The sequence below is a fragment of the Sphingomonas glaciei genome, from assembly GCF_023380025.1.
In the GTDB taxonomy this organism is placed as follows: domain Bacteria; phylum Pseudomonadota; class Alphaproteobacteria; order Sphingomonadales; family Sphingomonadaceae; genus Sphingomicrobium; species Sphingomicrobium glaciei.
This window is the reverse complement of record NZ_CP097253.1, coordinates 1641387-1655541: the sequence shown is the minus strand read 5'-3', so window position 1 is coordinate 1655541 and position 14155 is coordinate 1641387. Positions and strand designations below refer to the sequence as shown.

The window sequence follows — 14155 nt, the reverse complement described above, 5'->3', positions numbered from 1 at the left end:
TCATGTTTTCGCTTATCGCAGTCGCCGCCATCGTCCAGGCGGCGCAGACCACCCAGCCCGTCATTGTCATTCACTCCGGCACGCTGATCGACGTTCCCGGCCGGACGCCCAAGCGCAATGCCTCGATCATTATCCAGGGCCGCAAGATTGTCGAAGTTCGCAGCGGCTTCGCGGACGTGCCCGGCGCCCGCGTCGTCAATCTTCGCAGCAGCACGGTGATGCCGGGCCTGATCGACAGCCATGTCCACCTCGGCGGCCTCGACGACCGGCTTCAGGCGCGGCTCCAGGCGCCGGTCCGCAACGAGGAGGACGAGGCGTACACCGCGCTGACCAATGCCAAGAAGACGCTGGCGGCCGGCTTCACCACCGTCCGCGACCTCGGCGGCGACCCGCCCGCGATTCGCGCGCTCAAGGGTGCGATCAACAGCGGCGCCTTTGTCGGGCCGAGCATCGTCATGGCGGCGCGGATGATCTCGGTCTCGGGCGGGCACGGCGATCCGGTCAACGGCGTCAACCGCGAGCTGGCCGAGATCGGCCATGATCATCAGACCAACGTCTGCAACGGCGTCGACGATTGCCGCCGTGCCACCCGCGAGCAGATCCGCGACGGCGCCGACGTGGTCAAGATCGCGGCTACCGGCGGAGTGCTCAGCAATGTCGCTGGCGGACTAAACCAGCAGATGGCCGACGACGAGATGAAGGCGGTGGTCGATACCGCCCGCTCGTTCGACCGCAAGGTCGCGGCGCATGCCCACGGCACCAGCGGGATCAACGCCGCGCTGCGGGCCGGGGTCAGTTCGATCGAGCATGGCACCTTCGCCAACGACGAGAGCTTCCGCCTCTACAAGCAGACCGGCGCTTATTACGTGCCGACGCTGCTCGCCCCTGCCGCCGCCTACAAGGACGGTGAACGCGGCGCGCTGACCCCGGCCCAGTTTGAAAAGGCGGCGGCGGCCAAGGGCAACGCCGAAAAGAGCTTCGCCCGCGCGATCCGCGAAGGGGTGGAGATCGCCTTCGGCACCGACAGCGCGGTCAGCCCGCACGGCAAGAATGCGGAGGAGTTCGCGCTGATGGTCAGGAACGGCATGGCCCCGGCAGATGCGATCAAGGCGGCGACGGTGAATGCCGCCGACCTGCTGGGCGTATCGGCGGTGGCCGGGACGATCGAAGCGGGCAAGGACGCCGATATCGTGGCGGTGGAAGGCGATCCGCTCGCCAACATCCGCCTGCTCGAGAATGTCGGGTTCGTGATGAAGTGGGGGCAGGTCTACAAGATGGGTGGGCGGCGGCAGTTGACGGCTGCCGACTGAGCCTTCAGGCGGTTTCGAGCAGGCGCGCGGCCTGGGCGCGCGCTTCCTCGGTGACCGCCGCACCCGACAGCATCCGCGCGATCTCCTCGCGCCGCTCGTCGGCGTCGAGCAGGCGGACGGTGGTGCGCGTTCCCTCGTCGCCGTGGCTCTTCTCGATCCGGTAATGGCGGCTCGCCCGCGCCGCGACCTGCGGGCTGTGGGTCACGACCAGCAACTGGCTGCGGGTGGCCAGGCGGGCCAGCCGCTCGCCGATCGCGCTCGCTACCGCGCCGCCGACCCCGCGATCGATCTCGTCGAAGATCATGGTCGACGCGCCGCCTTCTTCCGCCAGCGCGACCTTGAGCGCCAGAATGAAGCGGGACAATTCGCCGCCCGATGCAATCTTGGTCAAGGCGCCGAACGGGGCGCCAGGATTGGTCGAGACCTCGAATTCGACCCGGTCGCTGCCTGAAACGCCGGGATCGCCCGCCGCCACCACAGTGCGGAAACGCGCGGCTTCCAGCTTGAGCGGCGCAAGTTCGGCCTCAACCGCCGCATCCAGCCGACTCGCTGCAACGACCCGGGCCGCGGTCAGCGCCTCGCTCGCAGCCGTGAAATCGCTCTGCGCGACCGCCAATGCCCTTTCCAGCTCGGCGATCCGGCTTTCCCCGGCATCGACCGCCTGCCGCTGGTCGCGCATCCGGTCGAGCAGTTCGGCCAGTTGGTCGGGTTCGACCCGGTGCTTGCGGGCGAGGCCACGAAGCTCGAACAGGCGCGCTTCGGCCTCGTCCAGCTCCTCGGGGGAGAAAGCGAGGTCGCGCTGCGCGGCGATCACTTTCTCTTCCGCCTCACCGCCCTCTACCAGGGCCCGGTCGAGCGCACCCAGCGCCTCGGCCAGCAGCGGATGGGCCTCGGCGACCCGCTCGAGCCGCCGCGCCGCCTGGCGCAGTTGCGACAGCCCGCCGTCCGAGCCGGTGAACAGGCCTGCCAAGCCGTCGAGATCGTCCTGCACCCGCGCGAACTGCTTCATCGCGGCGCGTTTTTCGGCCAGCCTCTGCTCCTCGCCCTCCTCGGGCCCGAGCTTGGCCAGTTCATCGATGCTGTGGTCGAGGAAGTCGCGGTCGCGGTCAGCGTCGGCGGCCGCCCGCCGCAGCGCATCGAGTTCGCTCCGCAGGTCGGCGAGGCGGGTCCACGCTCTGGCGACCGGCGCAAGGTCGATCCGCCCGAAATTGTCGAGCAGGGCGCGGTGGCCCTTGGGATTGAGCAGGCCGCGATCATCGTGCTGGCCGTGGATCTCGACCAATGTGCCGGCCGCCTCGCGCAGCACCGCCGCCGGGACCGCGCCGCCGCCGAGAAAGGCGCGGCTTCCGCCGTCGGCCTTCAACGTCCTGCGAAAGATCAGGGGTTCGCCGGCCTCGCTCTCGATGCCGGCATCCTCGACCACGGTAAGGGCGGGATGGCTACCCTGAAGGTCGAACTCGGCCGTGACCGAGGCACTATCCTGACCCGAGCGGACCAGCCCGCTGTCGGCGCGCATGCCCATCGCCAGGCCGAGCGAATCGAGCAGGATCGACTTGCCTGCCCCGGTCTCGCCGGTGAGCACGCCCAAGCCGTCGCCAAAGTCGAGGGTAAGCCGATCGATCAGCACCACGTCACGGATGACGAGTTGCCTCAGCATGTCGGCTCGGCTTCTGTCCTCAAGCCGCCTGTCGCGGTGCGTTCGGGACGTGCCGCTGGATCAGCGCATAGGCGCGCTCGTACCAAACCGTCCCGGGGTAGTTGCGGCCGAGCACCGCGGCCGACTTGACCGCCTCGTCCGGGGTGCCGAGCGCGAGGTAGCTTTCGGTCAGCCGCATCAGCGCCTCGGGGGCGTGGGTGGTGGTCTGATACTTGTCGACCACTTCGCGGAAGCGATTGACGCTCGCCAGCCAGTTGCCCGAGCGCTGATAATAGCGACCGACTTCCATTTCCTTGCCGGCCAGCTGATCGTTGATCAGATCCTGCTTCAACCGCGCATCGGCGGCATAGCGGCTTTCGGGATAGCGGCGGATCAGTTCCTGGAAGGAATCGCTCGCCTGGGTGGTGATCTTCTGGTCGCGCGTGACGTCGGCAATCTGGTTGTAATAGCTCATCGCGATCAGATAGTTCGCGTAGGGCGCGTCCTTGTTGCCCGGATGGATGGTCAGGAAGCGCTGGGCCGAGCTGATCGCGTCGGGATAGGTCTTCGCCATATAATAGCTGAAGGCGCTCATCAGCTGGGCGCGGCGGGCCCAGACCGAATAGGGATGCTGGCGCTCGACCTCGTCGAAGGTCTTGGCGGCGGTGGTGTAGTCGCCCTTGTCGAGCCGGCCCTTGGCCAGCGCGTACAGCGTGTTGACGTCGCGCGCGACATAGGCGGTGTCGGACTTGGCGCGGTTACGGGCACAGCCGGCGGCGGGGAGGACCACCGCGACACTCAGCGCGAGAAGAAGGAGGCGATTGGTCTTGGGCATGGGCGGCCTTCTAGGGCAGTCGGGGAGGGAGGCCAAGCGCTGATGGGGGAGGGCGGCTGAACCGCTCCTTACACCACCGCTCCGTCGCTGCCCGCCAGGTTCGGCGCCTTGTCCTCGACCTTGAGGAAGCTGTCGGGCTTGATCCCGAGCCAGACCAAGATCGGGGCCGAGATGTAGATCGACGAATAGGTGCCGATGAAGGTGCCGAGCAGGATCGCGGCGGTGAGGCCGAAGATCACGTCCGGGCCGAAGATCAGCAGGGTCGCCAACGCCAGCATGATCGAACCCGAGGTGACGATTGTCCGCGACAGCGTCTCGTTCAGCGACAGGTTGAGCATCGGCACGATCTGCATCTTGCGATACTTGCGAAGGTTCTCGCGGATGCGGTCGTAGATCACCACGGTGTCGTTGAGCGAATAGCCGACCACCGCGAGGAAGGCGGCGACGATATTGAGGTCGACCTGCAACTGGGTCAGCGCGAAGAAGCCGAGGATCAGCGCGACGTCGTGGCCGAGGGTGACGAGGGCGCCGACGCCGAATTGCCATTCGAACCGGAACCAGATGTAGATGGCGACGCCGAGCATGGCGAGCGTGATCGCCAAGAAGCCGTCGCGCGCGAGTTCGTCGGAAACCTTGCCCGATACCGCTTCGGCGGCGCCGACCGTGACTCCCGGATAGTTCGTCTGGAGCATGGTCCGGACCTTCCCGGTGATCGCGGCGGCCTGCGATTCGGGGCCGTCGGGACGGGGCAGGCGGATCTGGTAGGTCTTGCCGTCGCCGAATTCCTGAATGCTGGCTTCACCGACGTCCAATGCATCGACGCGGCTCCGCAGGTCCTCGATCCCGACCGGCTGCGCAAAGGTGGTCCGGACCACCTGCCCGCCGATGAAATCGACGCCCAGGTTGAGCCCGCGGATGCCGACCAGCGCAAGGCTGGCGACCGTCACCAGGATCGACAGGATAAGGGCGATATTGCGCACCTTCATGAAGTCGATGTTGGTGTTGTCGGGGACGAGCTTCAGCAGCTTCATGGCATCGGCCTCAGATATGCAGTTCGCGCGGCCGCTTGGCGCGCACCCACAGGGCGACCAGCAGGCGGGTGAAGTTCACCGCGGTGAATACGGACGTGATGATGCCGATCAGCAGCACGATGGCGAAGCCGCGCACCGGGCCCGAGCCGAAATACCACATCAGCGCGGCGGCGATGGTGTTGGTGATGTTCGCATCGAAGATGGCGGTCGACGCCTCCTTGTAGCCGGTGTCGATCGCGTCGAGCAGCTTGCGACCACGTTTCTGTTCTTCGCGAATGCGCTCGTTGATCAGCACGTTGGCGTCCACCGCCGCACCGATGGTCAGCACGAAGCCGGCGATACCGGGCAGGGTCAGCGCGGAGCCGAAGATCCCCATGATCGCGAGGATCATGAACGCATTCACCAGCAGCGCGATGTTCGCATAGACCCCGAACCGGCCGTAGGTGACGATCATGAAGATCATCACGGCCAGAACCGCGGCAGCCGAGGCGATCAGGCCCTTCTCGATCGAGTCGCGTCCGAGCTCGGCCGAGACGGTGCGCTCCTCGATCACGTCGAGCTTCACCGGCAGCTTGCCCGACGACAATGCCACGGCGAGTTCGCTGGCGGTTTCAACGGTGAAGTTACCACTGATCTGCGCAGTGCCGCCGATGATCGGCTCGTTGATGTTGGGGGCGGACAGCACCTTGTTGTCGAGGATGATCGCGAACGGCTTGTTGACGTTTTCCGTCGTGGCGCGCGCGAACCGGCGGGCACCCGCGGTGTCGAAGCGGATGGTTACGACCGGTGCGCCGGTCTGCTGGTCAAACGCCTGAGTCGCCTGGCTGACATTCTCGCCCGACACCATCGCCCGCCGCTGGACCGCGATCGCGCCGGAGCCGTCGATCATCGGAAGGACCTGGCTCCCAGCGGGCGCGCGGCCCTGGGCGACCTGGTTCTGGTCGGCGCGCTGGTCGACCAACTTGAATTCGAGGCGGGCGGTCTGGCCGATCAGGCGCTTCAGCGCCTCGGGATCGTCAACACCCGGCACCTGCACCAGGATACGGTTCGCGCCCTGATTGATGACGGTGACCTCGCGGGTACCCGACGGGTCGATCCGGCGGCGCACCACGTCGCGGGCGACGGTCATGGCGTCCTTGACCGCCTGCTGGGCGCCTTCGGGCGTGGGGGTCATGATGACCCGGTTGCCGTCGGCGGTGCTGACGTTCCAGGTCCGCGTGCCGGTCAGGCCGACCCCGGCGGTAAGGGTGCGCAGGCGCTCAACCGCGGCGTCGAGCTGGGTCGGATCGCGCAGGATGAAATTGATCCGACCGCCCGAGGTCGAGATGTCCCCGGCCTGGATGCGGGGGGCGCGGCGCAGTTCCTGCGAGACGCTGTCCTCCATCGCCGCGAGGCGCTGTTTCTCGGCGTCGGCAAGGTCGGCTTCGAGGAGCAGCTGGCTGCCGCCGGCAAGGTCGAGGCCGAGCGCGATCTGGGTGCGCGGGACGAAGCTAGGCCAAGTCGCGACCTGGCTCTTGGGGAAAAAGCTCGGGATAGCGAAGGCGATGCCCAGCGCGATCGCCAGAAAGATCCCCCAGATCTTCCACCGCGGGAGGTCGAACATCAGTCGTTCGCGCCCTTGGGCGTCTGGTTGAGCACCTGCGACAGGGTCGAGCGGACCACGCGGACTCTCACGCCCTGTGCGATCTCGACTTCGACTTCGCGCTCGTCGACGACGCGGGTCACGCGGCCACGGATGCCACCGGCGGTGATCACCTCGTCACCCTTCTTGACCGCACCGATCATGGTCTGGTGCTCGCGCACCTTCTTCTGCTGGGGCCGGATCATCAGGAAGTAGAAGATCACGAAGATCAGCAGGAACGGGAAGATCTGCATGATGAAGGCAGCGGCACCGCCCGGCGCTCCAGGCGCTGCGGCTGCGAGGGTCAGGCTCAACTCGGGCATCGGCGTCGCGGCTCTTTTCCTGCTTCAAGGAAGAAAAATGGTCGGGGCGACAGGATTCGAACCTGCGACCCCCACACCCCCAGTGTGATGCGCTACCAGGCTGCGCTACGCCCCGACCGGTGCCGCGCTGGCTAGCAGGCGACGTGCGGCGCAGATAGTTGGGGTGGACCGATTAGGCAAGGCAGGGTTTGGCCGCAGTGACACGAGGGGCAAAGCGGCGAGGCCGTAAAAGGGGCCTGGGGAGGCGACTTTGGCTCGCGCTTGCCGCTCTTCCGCTCGCCTATCTGCTCGCTGCGGTGGCTGGGAGCCTGCTGCCGGTCAATCGCGGTTGGCAGGAGCCAGCGGAAGGCACCACAATCTACCTGCGCTCCAATGGTATCCACGTGGACATCGTCATGCCCGCGCGCGCGCAGGGCCTGGATTGGAGCACTGTGCTGCCCCCGAGCGATGTGGCGGACCCGCCCCTGCCTGTCCGCTGGTACGGCTTCGGTGCGGGAGAGCGGCGGGTCTATCTGGAGACGCCGACCTGGGGCGATCTCACGCCCCGCACCGTTTGGGCGGCGCTGAGCAGTGGAGAGCGGGTGCTGCACGTCGACCAGACCGCCAAGCCCGGGTTCGAACTTAGGGCGATCCGGTTGCGGCCGGAGGAATATCGCCGATTGTGGTCGGCGATCAGGGCCGAGTTCGACGGCCAGCCGCGGCGCATCGATCATCCGGGCTATGGTCCCGACGACGCCTTCTATGAGGCGCGGGGGAGGGCCAGCGCGGTGCAGACCTGCAACCAGTGGGTGGCGGACCGGCTCAGGCTCGCCGGGGTGAAGACCAGCGCTTGGACCCCGTTCGCGACCGGACTTATGTGGCGCTACCGCCGGGTCGAGCTAGAGGACGTAGCGCGATAGGTCGGTGTTGCGGGCGAGGTCGCTGAGCTGCGCTTCGACGAAGGCGGCGTCCACCATCAGGCTTTCGCCGCGGCGATCCTCGGCCTCGAAGCTGATGGTCTCGAGCAGCTTCTCCATCACCGTCTGGAGGCGGCGGGCACCGATATTCTCGATGCTCTCGTTCACCTCCGCCGCGATCCGGGCCAGCGCGCGGATGCCGTCCTCGGCGAACTCGATGGTCACTTCCTCGGTCGCCAGCAGGGCCCGATATTGCTCGGTCAGGCTGGCCCGGGTCGCCGACAGGATCCGTACGAAGTCATCTTCGGTCAGCGCCTTCAACTCGACCCGGATCGGCAGGCGGCCCTGGAGCTCGGGAAGCAGGTCGGACGGCTTGGCGACGTGGAACGCGCCTGACGCGATGAACAATATGTGGTCGGTCTTGAGCGGCCCGTACTTGGTCGCAACGGTGGTGCCCTCGATCAGCGGCAGCAGGTCGCGCTGCACACCCTCGCGGCTGACCGAGCCGCCGCGCACGTCGCTGACCGCGATCTTGTCGATCTCGTCCAGGAACACGATGCCGTTCGCTTCCGCATCGGCCAGCGCGGCGCGGGTCACGTCGTCCTGGTCGAGACGCTTGTCGGCCTCTTCGTCTGTCAGCTTGGCAAAGGCGGCAGGAACCTTGAGCTTGCGCCGCTTCTTGGGGGCGCCGCCCATCGCCTTGCTCATCATCTCGCTGATGTTGATCATCCCGATGCCACCCTGGCCCGGCAGATCGAATGGCGCGGAGGGCGCTTCGGTCACCTCGATCTCGACTTCGGCGCTGTCGAGGCTGCCGTCGGCGAAGCGCTGGCGGAAGGAGGCGCGGGTCGCCTCGCTGGAACCCTTGCCGGTCAGTGCGTCGAGCAGCCGCTCCATCGCCGCCTCCTCGGCGGCTTGTCGGACGCGCTCGCGGCGGCGTTCCTTCTCTAGGCGGACGGCTTCCTCGACCAGGTCGCGGGCGATCTGCTCGACGTCGCGGCCGACGTAGCCGACCTCGGTGAACTTGGTCGCTTCGACCTTGACGAACGGCGCGTCGGCCAGCTTCGCCAGGCGGCGGCTGATCTCTGTCTTGCCGCACCCGGTCGGCCCGATCATCAGGATGTTCTTGGGCGTGACCTCGTCGCGCAGTTCGTCACCCAGCTGCTGACGCCGCCAGCGATTGCGGAGCGCCACGGCAACCGCGCGCTTGGCATCGGTCTGGCCGATGATGTGATCGTCCAGCGCAGCGACAATTGTTTTGGGAGTCAGGTTCTCGTTCATACGACGTTGGGGGCCTCGAGAGTCGGGCGCTCGCCAGGCTTGGCGGCGAGGGCGTTAGTGATGGGCTGGTCGACGACGCGGGTCACCCAGGCCGGGTAATCGGGCTTGGGCGCGGTCGCCTTGTCGAGTGCGGCGAGCTCGTCAGCGCTGAGCGCCAGGTCCGCCGCGGCGAGATTGTCGTCAATCTGCTCGATCTTCGACGCGCCGACAATGACGCTCGACACCGCTGGCTTAGAAAGCAGCCAGGCCAGCGCGACCTGCGCCACGCTGACGCCGTGCGCATCGGCGATGCCGCGCATCTGCTCGACCAGGGCGAAACCATGCTCCTTGTCGAAAGGGATCATGTCGAAGCCCGACAAGCGGAAGTTCGGGTCGGCGAGGTTCTCGCGGGTGTATTTGCCTGACAGGAAACCGCCCGCCAGCGGGCTCCATGCGGTCAGGCCGAGCCCGTAATGCGCCAGCATCCCGGTCATCTCCTGCTCGATGCCGCGTCCGAGCAGGTGGTACATCATCTGGACGTGGGTGAACGGCACCCAGCCATTGGCGCGCTGCAGCTCGAGCGCGGCGGCGACCTTCCACGGCGCCCAGTTAGACACGCCAAGGTAGCGCGCTTTGCCCGAGCGCACGATCGCGTCGAGCGCCTGCAACGTCTCCTCGAGCGGGGTCTGATCGTCGTTGCGGTGGGCGATGTAGACGTCGGTATAGTCAGTGCCGAGCCGGGCCAGGCTTTCATCGATCGACGCGTGAAGATGGGCCGCCGACAGTCCGCTGCGATGGAGCGGCTTGCCGCTGCGCCACCCGGCCTTGGTCGCGACCACCAGATCCTTGCGCTTGTCGCGGATCAGCTGGCCGAGCATCTCTTCCGACTGGCCCTCGGAATAGACGTCGGCGGTGTCGATGAAATTGACCCCGGCGTCGATCGCCCGGTCGAGGATCCGACCGGCTGCGGTCGGGTCGGTCTTGGCAATGGCCTGATTGCCGCCGCCGGTGCCGAAGGTCATCGTCCCGAGACTCAGGCGCGAGACGATCAGGCCGGACGTGCCGAGCCTTGAATAAAGCATGGGAAATCCTTTGCGATTCAGACCGTCTCGACAACCACGCGGTCATTGGTGAAGACGCACACCTCGGCGGCGATCGCCATAGCCTTGCGGGCGAGCTTTTCGGGGTCGGGTTCGTAATCGACCAGCGCCTTGGCCGCCGACAGGGCATAATTGCCGCCGCTGCCGATCGCCGCGATGATCGTCTCGTTGCTGGCTTCGGGTTCGAGCACGTCGCCATTGCCGGTAATCACCAGCAAGGTGTCGGCATCGGCGACGATCATCAATGCTTCAAGATTGCGCAGGAATTTGTCGGTGCGCCAGTCCTTGGCCAGCTCGACCGCAGCGCGGAGCAATTGACCGTGATGGGTCTCGAGCTTCTTCTCCAGCCGCTCGAACAGGGTGAAGGCGTCGGCGGTCGCCCCGGCGAATCCGGCGATCACCTTGCCGTCCTTGCCCAGCCGCCGCACCTTGCGGGCGTTGGGCTTCATCACCGTATTGCCCATGCTTACCTGGCCGTCGCCGGCGATCACCGTGCGGCCGTCCTTGCGCACCCCGATGATGGTGGTGCCGTGCCATTGTTCCATTACTGTCCCGCTCATGCTGTTGGCGGAGAAGTGGGAAGCCCCAGCACCGAGCGCAAGAAACGGGTGGCATCCGCAAGCACCGGATGGCGCCCGCGGAACGGACGGGACAACGCCACTGCGGTGCCGGCATGGTCGCAGCCCTTGTAGATGCGCAGCTCATGCGGCGCGCCGGCTCGGGTCAGCGCGGCGTCGAGGCTGCGGCTGTTCTTGGCATAGACCAGCCGGTCCGACGAGCCATGCTGGAGCAGCAGCGGCGGGGCGTCGGCGCGGACATGATTGATCGGCTGTGTGTCGGCCGGGTCGTGGTAGGCGCCGAAGGTGGCCCGGCCGCGCCATTCGCGGAACGGGGCGAAGTCGAACGGGCCGGACAGCAGTACGCCGGCGCGGATCGTCTCTGGCCGGAGCTGGACAGTGCCGAGCCAGCGCGGGTCGAGCGCCAGCATGGCGGCGATATAAGCGCCGGCGCTGTGCCCGGCGACGCTGATCTTGCCGGGGTCGCCGCCATATTCGGCGACGTGCGCGGCCACCCAGCGCACGGCCAGAGCGGCGTCCTCGAGGAAGCCTGGAAAGCGGACGTCGGGCACCAGGCGGTAGTCGGGAAGCACGGCAATGAAGCCTTGGCCGGCGAAGGCCGCGGCGGCGAAACCATAGTCGCCGCGCTCGCCAGCATGCCATCCGCCGCCGTAGAAGAAGATGATCACCGGCAGCCTGGCGTTGTCCGGGTGCGAGGGGGACCAGACGTCGAGCTTGTGGCGGCCGAGCGGGCCGTAGGCGATCCCGTCGCCGACCTTGCGCGCGCGGTCGCCGCGGCCGGGGGTCAGCCGGTCGATGGTGTTGAGCAGCGCCACCGGGCTCCACCCGAAGCGGTCGACCAGCTCGGCGGCGACACGGGGGATGTTGCGCCAGCGACGACGCTGAAGCGAGCGAGGCATCAGACCGGCAGCTTCTGCCCCCGGCGGCGGAGCGCCTTGAAGCGACCGCGTAGGGGATCGAACAGGGTGCGACGGGTCATCCCCTCGAACATCGCATCAGGGCTCTTGGGATCGAGCAGTTCGGTTTCAGCGATGAAGGAGGCGGCGCCTTCGGGCTTTTCGTAGGGGAGCGGATCGAGCCGGCGCTCGCCGGGTTGGGTCAGTTCCGCGATGGTGGCACGCAGCGAGCCGGTCCGCTCGAAGGTATGACGGACCTGTTCCTCAGTCGCGCCGAGATGTTCGGCCATCAGCCGCTCGCGCACGGCGCGGACGCAGGCGCGGTGCTCTTCCTCGTCGATCAGGGCGAGATCGCATTCGCTGTCGAGACCGAGGCTGCGGTTGTTCATGTTGGCTGAGCCGATCTTGAGAAAGGCGTCGTCGACGATCATCACCTTGGCGTGGACGTAGATGTCCTGCCCGCCCTTGGTCTTGGGCGTATAGATGCGGAAGCGGTCCTCCGGGTCGACCGCACCGATGATCTTCATCAGCCGCAGCCGGGTCGCGTCCATCGCCACCTGCTCGAGCCAGCCGTCGGCAGTGATCGGCGTGACCAGCACGATCTCGGGCGGGTCGGGCGCTTCCATTCGGCGCATGATGGCGGCGGCGATGCGGGGCGAGGTGAAATACTGGTTCTCGATGTAGATGAAGCGGCGGGCGCTTTCGATCGCGTCGACGAACAACCCCTCGACCTCGCGGACGTCTTCCCATTCCTTGTAGGCGGCTTGCGTTCGGGCAATGGCGAAGCGGGCGTCGGTGAAATGGGGGTCGAGTTCGTCGGGCCACAGGTCGTCGCGTGGCTCGAGCTCGGGCAGTTCCTCGCCGGTCGCGCGGCGCCAGCGGTCGCGGCTGAGTTCGGCAAGAGCGCGGGCGAGCGGGCCGTCGACCGCCATGGTGACGTCGTGCCACGGTCCATAGGGCTTGCCGTTGGGGCGGACCCGGCCGGGTTCCTTGTCGCGATGTTCGGACTTGTCCCAGCGGTCGCCGGTCATGTCGATCCCGCCGCAGATGGCGAAGCTGTCGTCGATCACCACGATCTTCTGGTGGTGGCTGCAGCCGGCTGGGTGGGCGTGGTCGAGGGTGAACTTGATCGACTTCTGCCATGCGAGGCGTGCGAGCCAGGCAAGCGCCTTGCCGCGCACCAGCAGCTTCAGCGCGCCGAGGTCCCACTTGAGGATCCGGATGTCCACGCCGGGCTTCTTCTTGGCGACACCGAGCAGGAAGTCGCCAAGGCTTTCGCGACTGTCGTCGCGGTCGAGCAGGATGCGGGGGTCGAAATCCCAGCCGATGATCAGGATGCGCCGCTCGGCGCGCTCCATCATATGGCGGATGATGTGATAATAATCGGCGGCGTCGACGATCACCGATGCCCGGCCGGCCTGCTCGATCCGCCAGCAATTACGACCCGGTTCGAGCTTTGGCCCCACGAAAACGATCCCTCCTGTCCGCCTTCATGCAGAAGTGCGGAAAGGAAGGATCGTTCCAGAGGCGGAGCGATGCAAGCGCTTTAGGCGGTCACTCCTCCGGGGAGGTAGGGACGGTCAGCGCTCGGCGCCCTTGACCTTGCCCCAGGTCCGGGCGGCGGTGTAGCCGAGATAGCCGGTGCCGAAGAGGGTGTAGAGTTCGTCGGGCAGCCCGCGCAGGTAGGCTGTCATGCCGGCGGAAATGGCCGTGGCCTTGGCCGGATCGACCGCGGCGATCAGCCCCATCGGGATCGACCACAGCATCAGCACGTACATGACGTAGAGGAAGCTCGGCCGGGCGCGGCTGGTCCACGGATCGTGACTATTGGCCTCGGCGATGATCGCCTGCATCTGCTGGCCGATCTGCGCCGCTTCCTGATCGCCTTCGAGCTTGAGCAGTTCGAGCTTCGCGCGATCGCGTTCGCGGGGGTCGGGAATGATCTTGTCGATGAGCTTGCCGAGCGGGCTGATGATGGCATCGATGAGGGGCATGCGGAGCGTCCTGTAGAGGGTGCGAAGATGAACAAGGTCACAAAGGTCACTGGTGGGCAGGGTCAGTCGGCCTGACCGATACGGTTCGCGAGCCAGCCGTAGAGAAATGACTCGTTGGCCGGGCGCTTCTCCGCCAGGCGCAGGTAGCGTTCGCCCTGCATCGCCTCGAGCGCGCGCATCAGGACGACCTCGCCGCCTTTGCCGCGCAGGTCGAGAAAGGCGTCGAGCGCGCCGAGGGTAGCCGGTCCGACCCGGCCATCGGGAACCAGATCGGGAAAATCCCTGGCGCGACGGTTGAGCGCGGTCAGCGCTCGCTGGAGAAAGGTGGTGGCGACCCCCGGCCCCATGTTGACGCCGGTATCGAACAGTTCGGCCGCGATCCGGGCGGAGCGGCGGGCGACCTGGTCGTAACGCGGACGGAGCCAGTAGAGCCGGCGGTAGATGGCCGCCGCCTCGGCCCGCGGAAGGAGCGACATCGGCCCCGAATAGCCATGGGCGCGGGCAACCGCTTCGGTTATTCCATAACGGGTTGGTCCACCCCGGTCGGCGGGATGGTTGGAATAGCCGCCTTCGCGCTCGATCAGTTCGTCGATCAGCTGTTCGACACTGTGTTTCGAAGGATCGTCAGTCATGGGCGGCTCCAGCGGCTTGATCGGACCGAGTCGAAGAAAGCTA

General features: G+C 66.8%; 14 protein-coding genes and 1 tRNA gene. 2 read left to right on the top strand and 13 right to left on the bottom strand.

Translation table 11 applies throughout. From position 1 onward, the window contains the following. Positions 1–2 precede the first annotated feature (2 nt). A complete protein-coding gene (locus tag M1K48_RS08070) occupies positions 3–1310 on the top strand; it encodes a metal-dependent hydrolase family protein (RefSeq protein ID WP_249454215.1) in 1308 nt (435 codons plus the stop codon). Between the two features lie 4 nt (positions 1311–1314). Here M1K48_RS08070 and recN read toward each other — a convergent pair whose 3' ends face one another. From recN to M1K48_RS08040, 6 genes are all read right to left on the bottom strand, one after another. Then, positions 1315–2967, bottom strand: a complete 1653-nt coding sequence (recN, locus tag M1K48_RS08065; RefSeq protein WP_249454213.1) for a DNA repair protein RecN — start codon at positions 2965–2967, stop codon at positions 1315–1317. Positions 2968–2986: 19 nt separating this feature from the next. Next, entirely contained in the window at positions 2987–3781 is a 795-nt protein-coding gene (locus M1K48_RS08060; RefSeq protein WP_249454211.1) for an outer membrane protein assembly factor BamD, read from the bottom strand. Between the two features lie 68 nt (positions 3782–3849). Beyond that, positions 3850–4812 carry a protein translocase subunit SecF gene (secF, locus tag M1K48_RS08055; protein WP_249454210.1) on the bottom strand — a complete coding sequence of 321 codons (963 nt, stop codon included), beginning with the start codon at positions 4810–4812 and terminating at the stop codon, positions 3850–3852. A gap of 10 nt (positions 4813–4822) precedes the next feature. Further along, positions 4823–6415: a protein translocase subunit SecD gene (gene secD, locus M1K48_RS08050; protein ID WP_249454208.1), complete on the bottom strand. Its 1593-nt coding sequence runs from the start codon at positions 6413–6415 to the stop codon at positions 4823–4825. After that, on the bottom strand, positions 6415–6756 hold the full coding sequence (gene yajC, locus M1K48_RS08045) for a preprotein translocase subunit YajC (protein ID WP_249454206.1): 342 nt from the start codon (positions 6754–6756) through the stop codon (positions 6415–6417). The genes secD and yajC overlap by 1 nt, the downstream gene beginning before the upstream one ends. A 38-nt stretch (positions 6757–6794) precedes the next feature. After that, a tRNA-Pro gene (locus tag M1K48_RS08040) sits at positions 6795–6871 on the bottom strand. An 82-nt stretch (positions 6872–6953) separates the two neighbouring features. Here M1K48_RS08040 and M1K48_RS08035 point away from each other — a divergent pair. Then, a complete protein-coding gene (locus tag M1K48_RS08035) occupies positions 6954–7655 on the top strand; it encodes a TIGR02117 family protein (RefSeq protein WP_257794138.1) in 702 nt (233 codons plus the stop codon). On the opposite strand, the gene hslU is transcribed toward M1K48_RS08035, so the two are convergent. The 7 genes from hslU to M1K48_RS08000 form a co-directional block, all read right to left on the bottom strand. Next, entirely contained in the window at positions 7635–8933 is a 1299-nt protein-coding gene (hslU, locus tag M1K48_RS08030; RefSeq protein WP_249454204.1) for an ATP-dependent protease ATPase subunit HslU, read from the bottom strand. The two genes, M1K48_RS08035 and hslU, sit on opposite strands and share 21 nt — an antisense overlap. Continuing rightward, the gene (locus M1K48_RS08025; protein WP_249454203.1) at positions 8930–9994 is read right to left on the bottom strand and encodes an aldo/keto reductase; all 1065 of its coding nucleotides are present in this window, start codon (positions 9992–9994) and stop codon (positions 8930–8932) included. Before M1K48_RS08025 ends, hslU begins: the two co-directional genes overlap by 4 nt. Before the next feature lie 17 nt (positions 9995–10011). Beyond that, positions 10012–10557, bottom strand: coding sequence for an ATP-dependent protease subunit HslV (hslV, locus tag M1K48_RS08020; protein WP_249454202.1), 546 nt, complete (start codon positions 10555–10557; stop codon positions 10012–10014). Positions 10558–10568: 11 nt separating this feature from the next. After that, complete coding sequence (locus M1K48_RS08015; protein WP_249454200.1) at positions 10569–11489, bottom strand: alpha/beta hydrolase; 921 nt, start codon at positions 11487–11489, stop codon at positions 10569–10571. Then, complete coding sequence (locus tag M1K48_RS08010) at positions 11489–12952, bottom strand: phospholipase D-like domain-containing protein (protein WP_249454198.1); 1464 nt, start codon at positions 12950–12952, stop codon at positions 11489–11491. The genes M1K48_RS08015 and M1K48_RS08010 overlap by 1 nt, the downstream gene beginning before the upstream one ends. 114 nt (positions 12953–13066) lie before the next feature. Next, positions 13067–13480, bottom strand: coding sequence for a holin family protein (locus tag M1K48_RS08005; protein WP_168067270.1), 414 nt, complete (start codon positions 13478–13480; stop codon positions 13067–13069). A gap of 62 nt (positions 13481–13542) precedes the next feature. Beyond that, a complete protein-coding gene (locus tag M1K48_RS08000; protein WP_249454196.1) occupies positions 13543–14112 on the bottom strand; it encodes a glycoside hydrolase family 108 protein in 570 nt (189 codons plus the stop codon). Between the last annotated feature and the right edge of the window lie 43 nt (positions 14113–14155).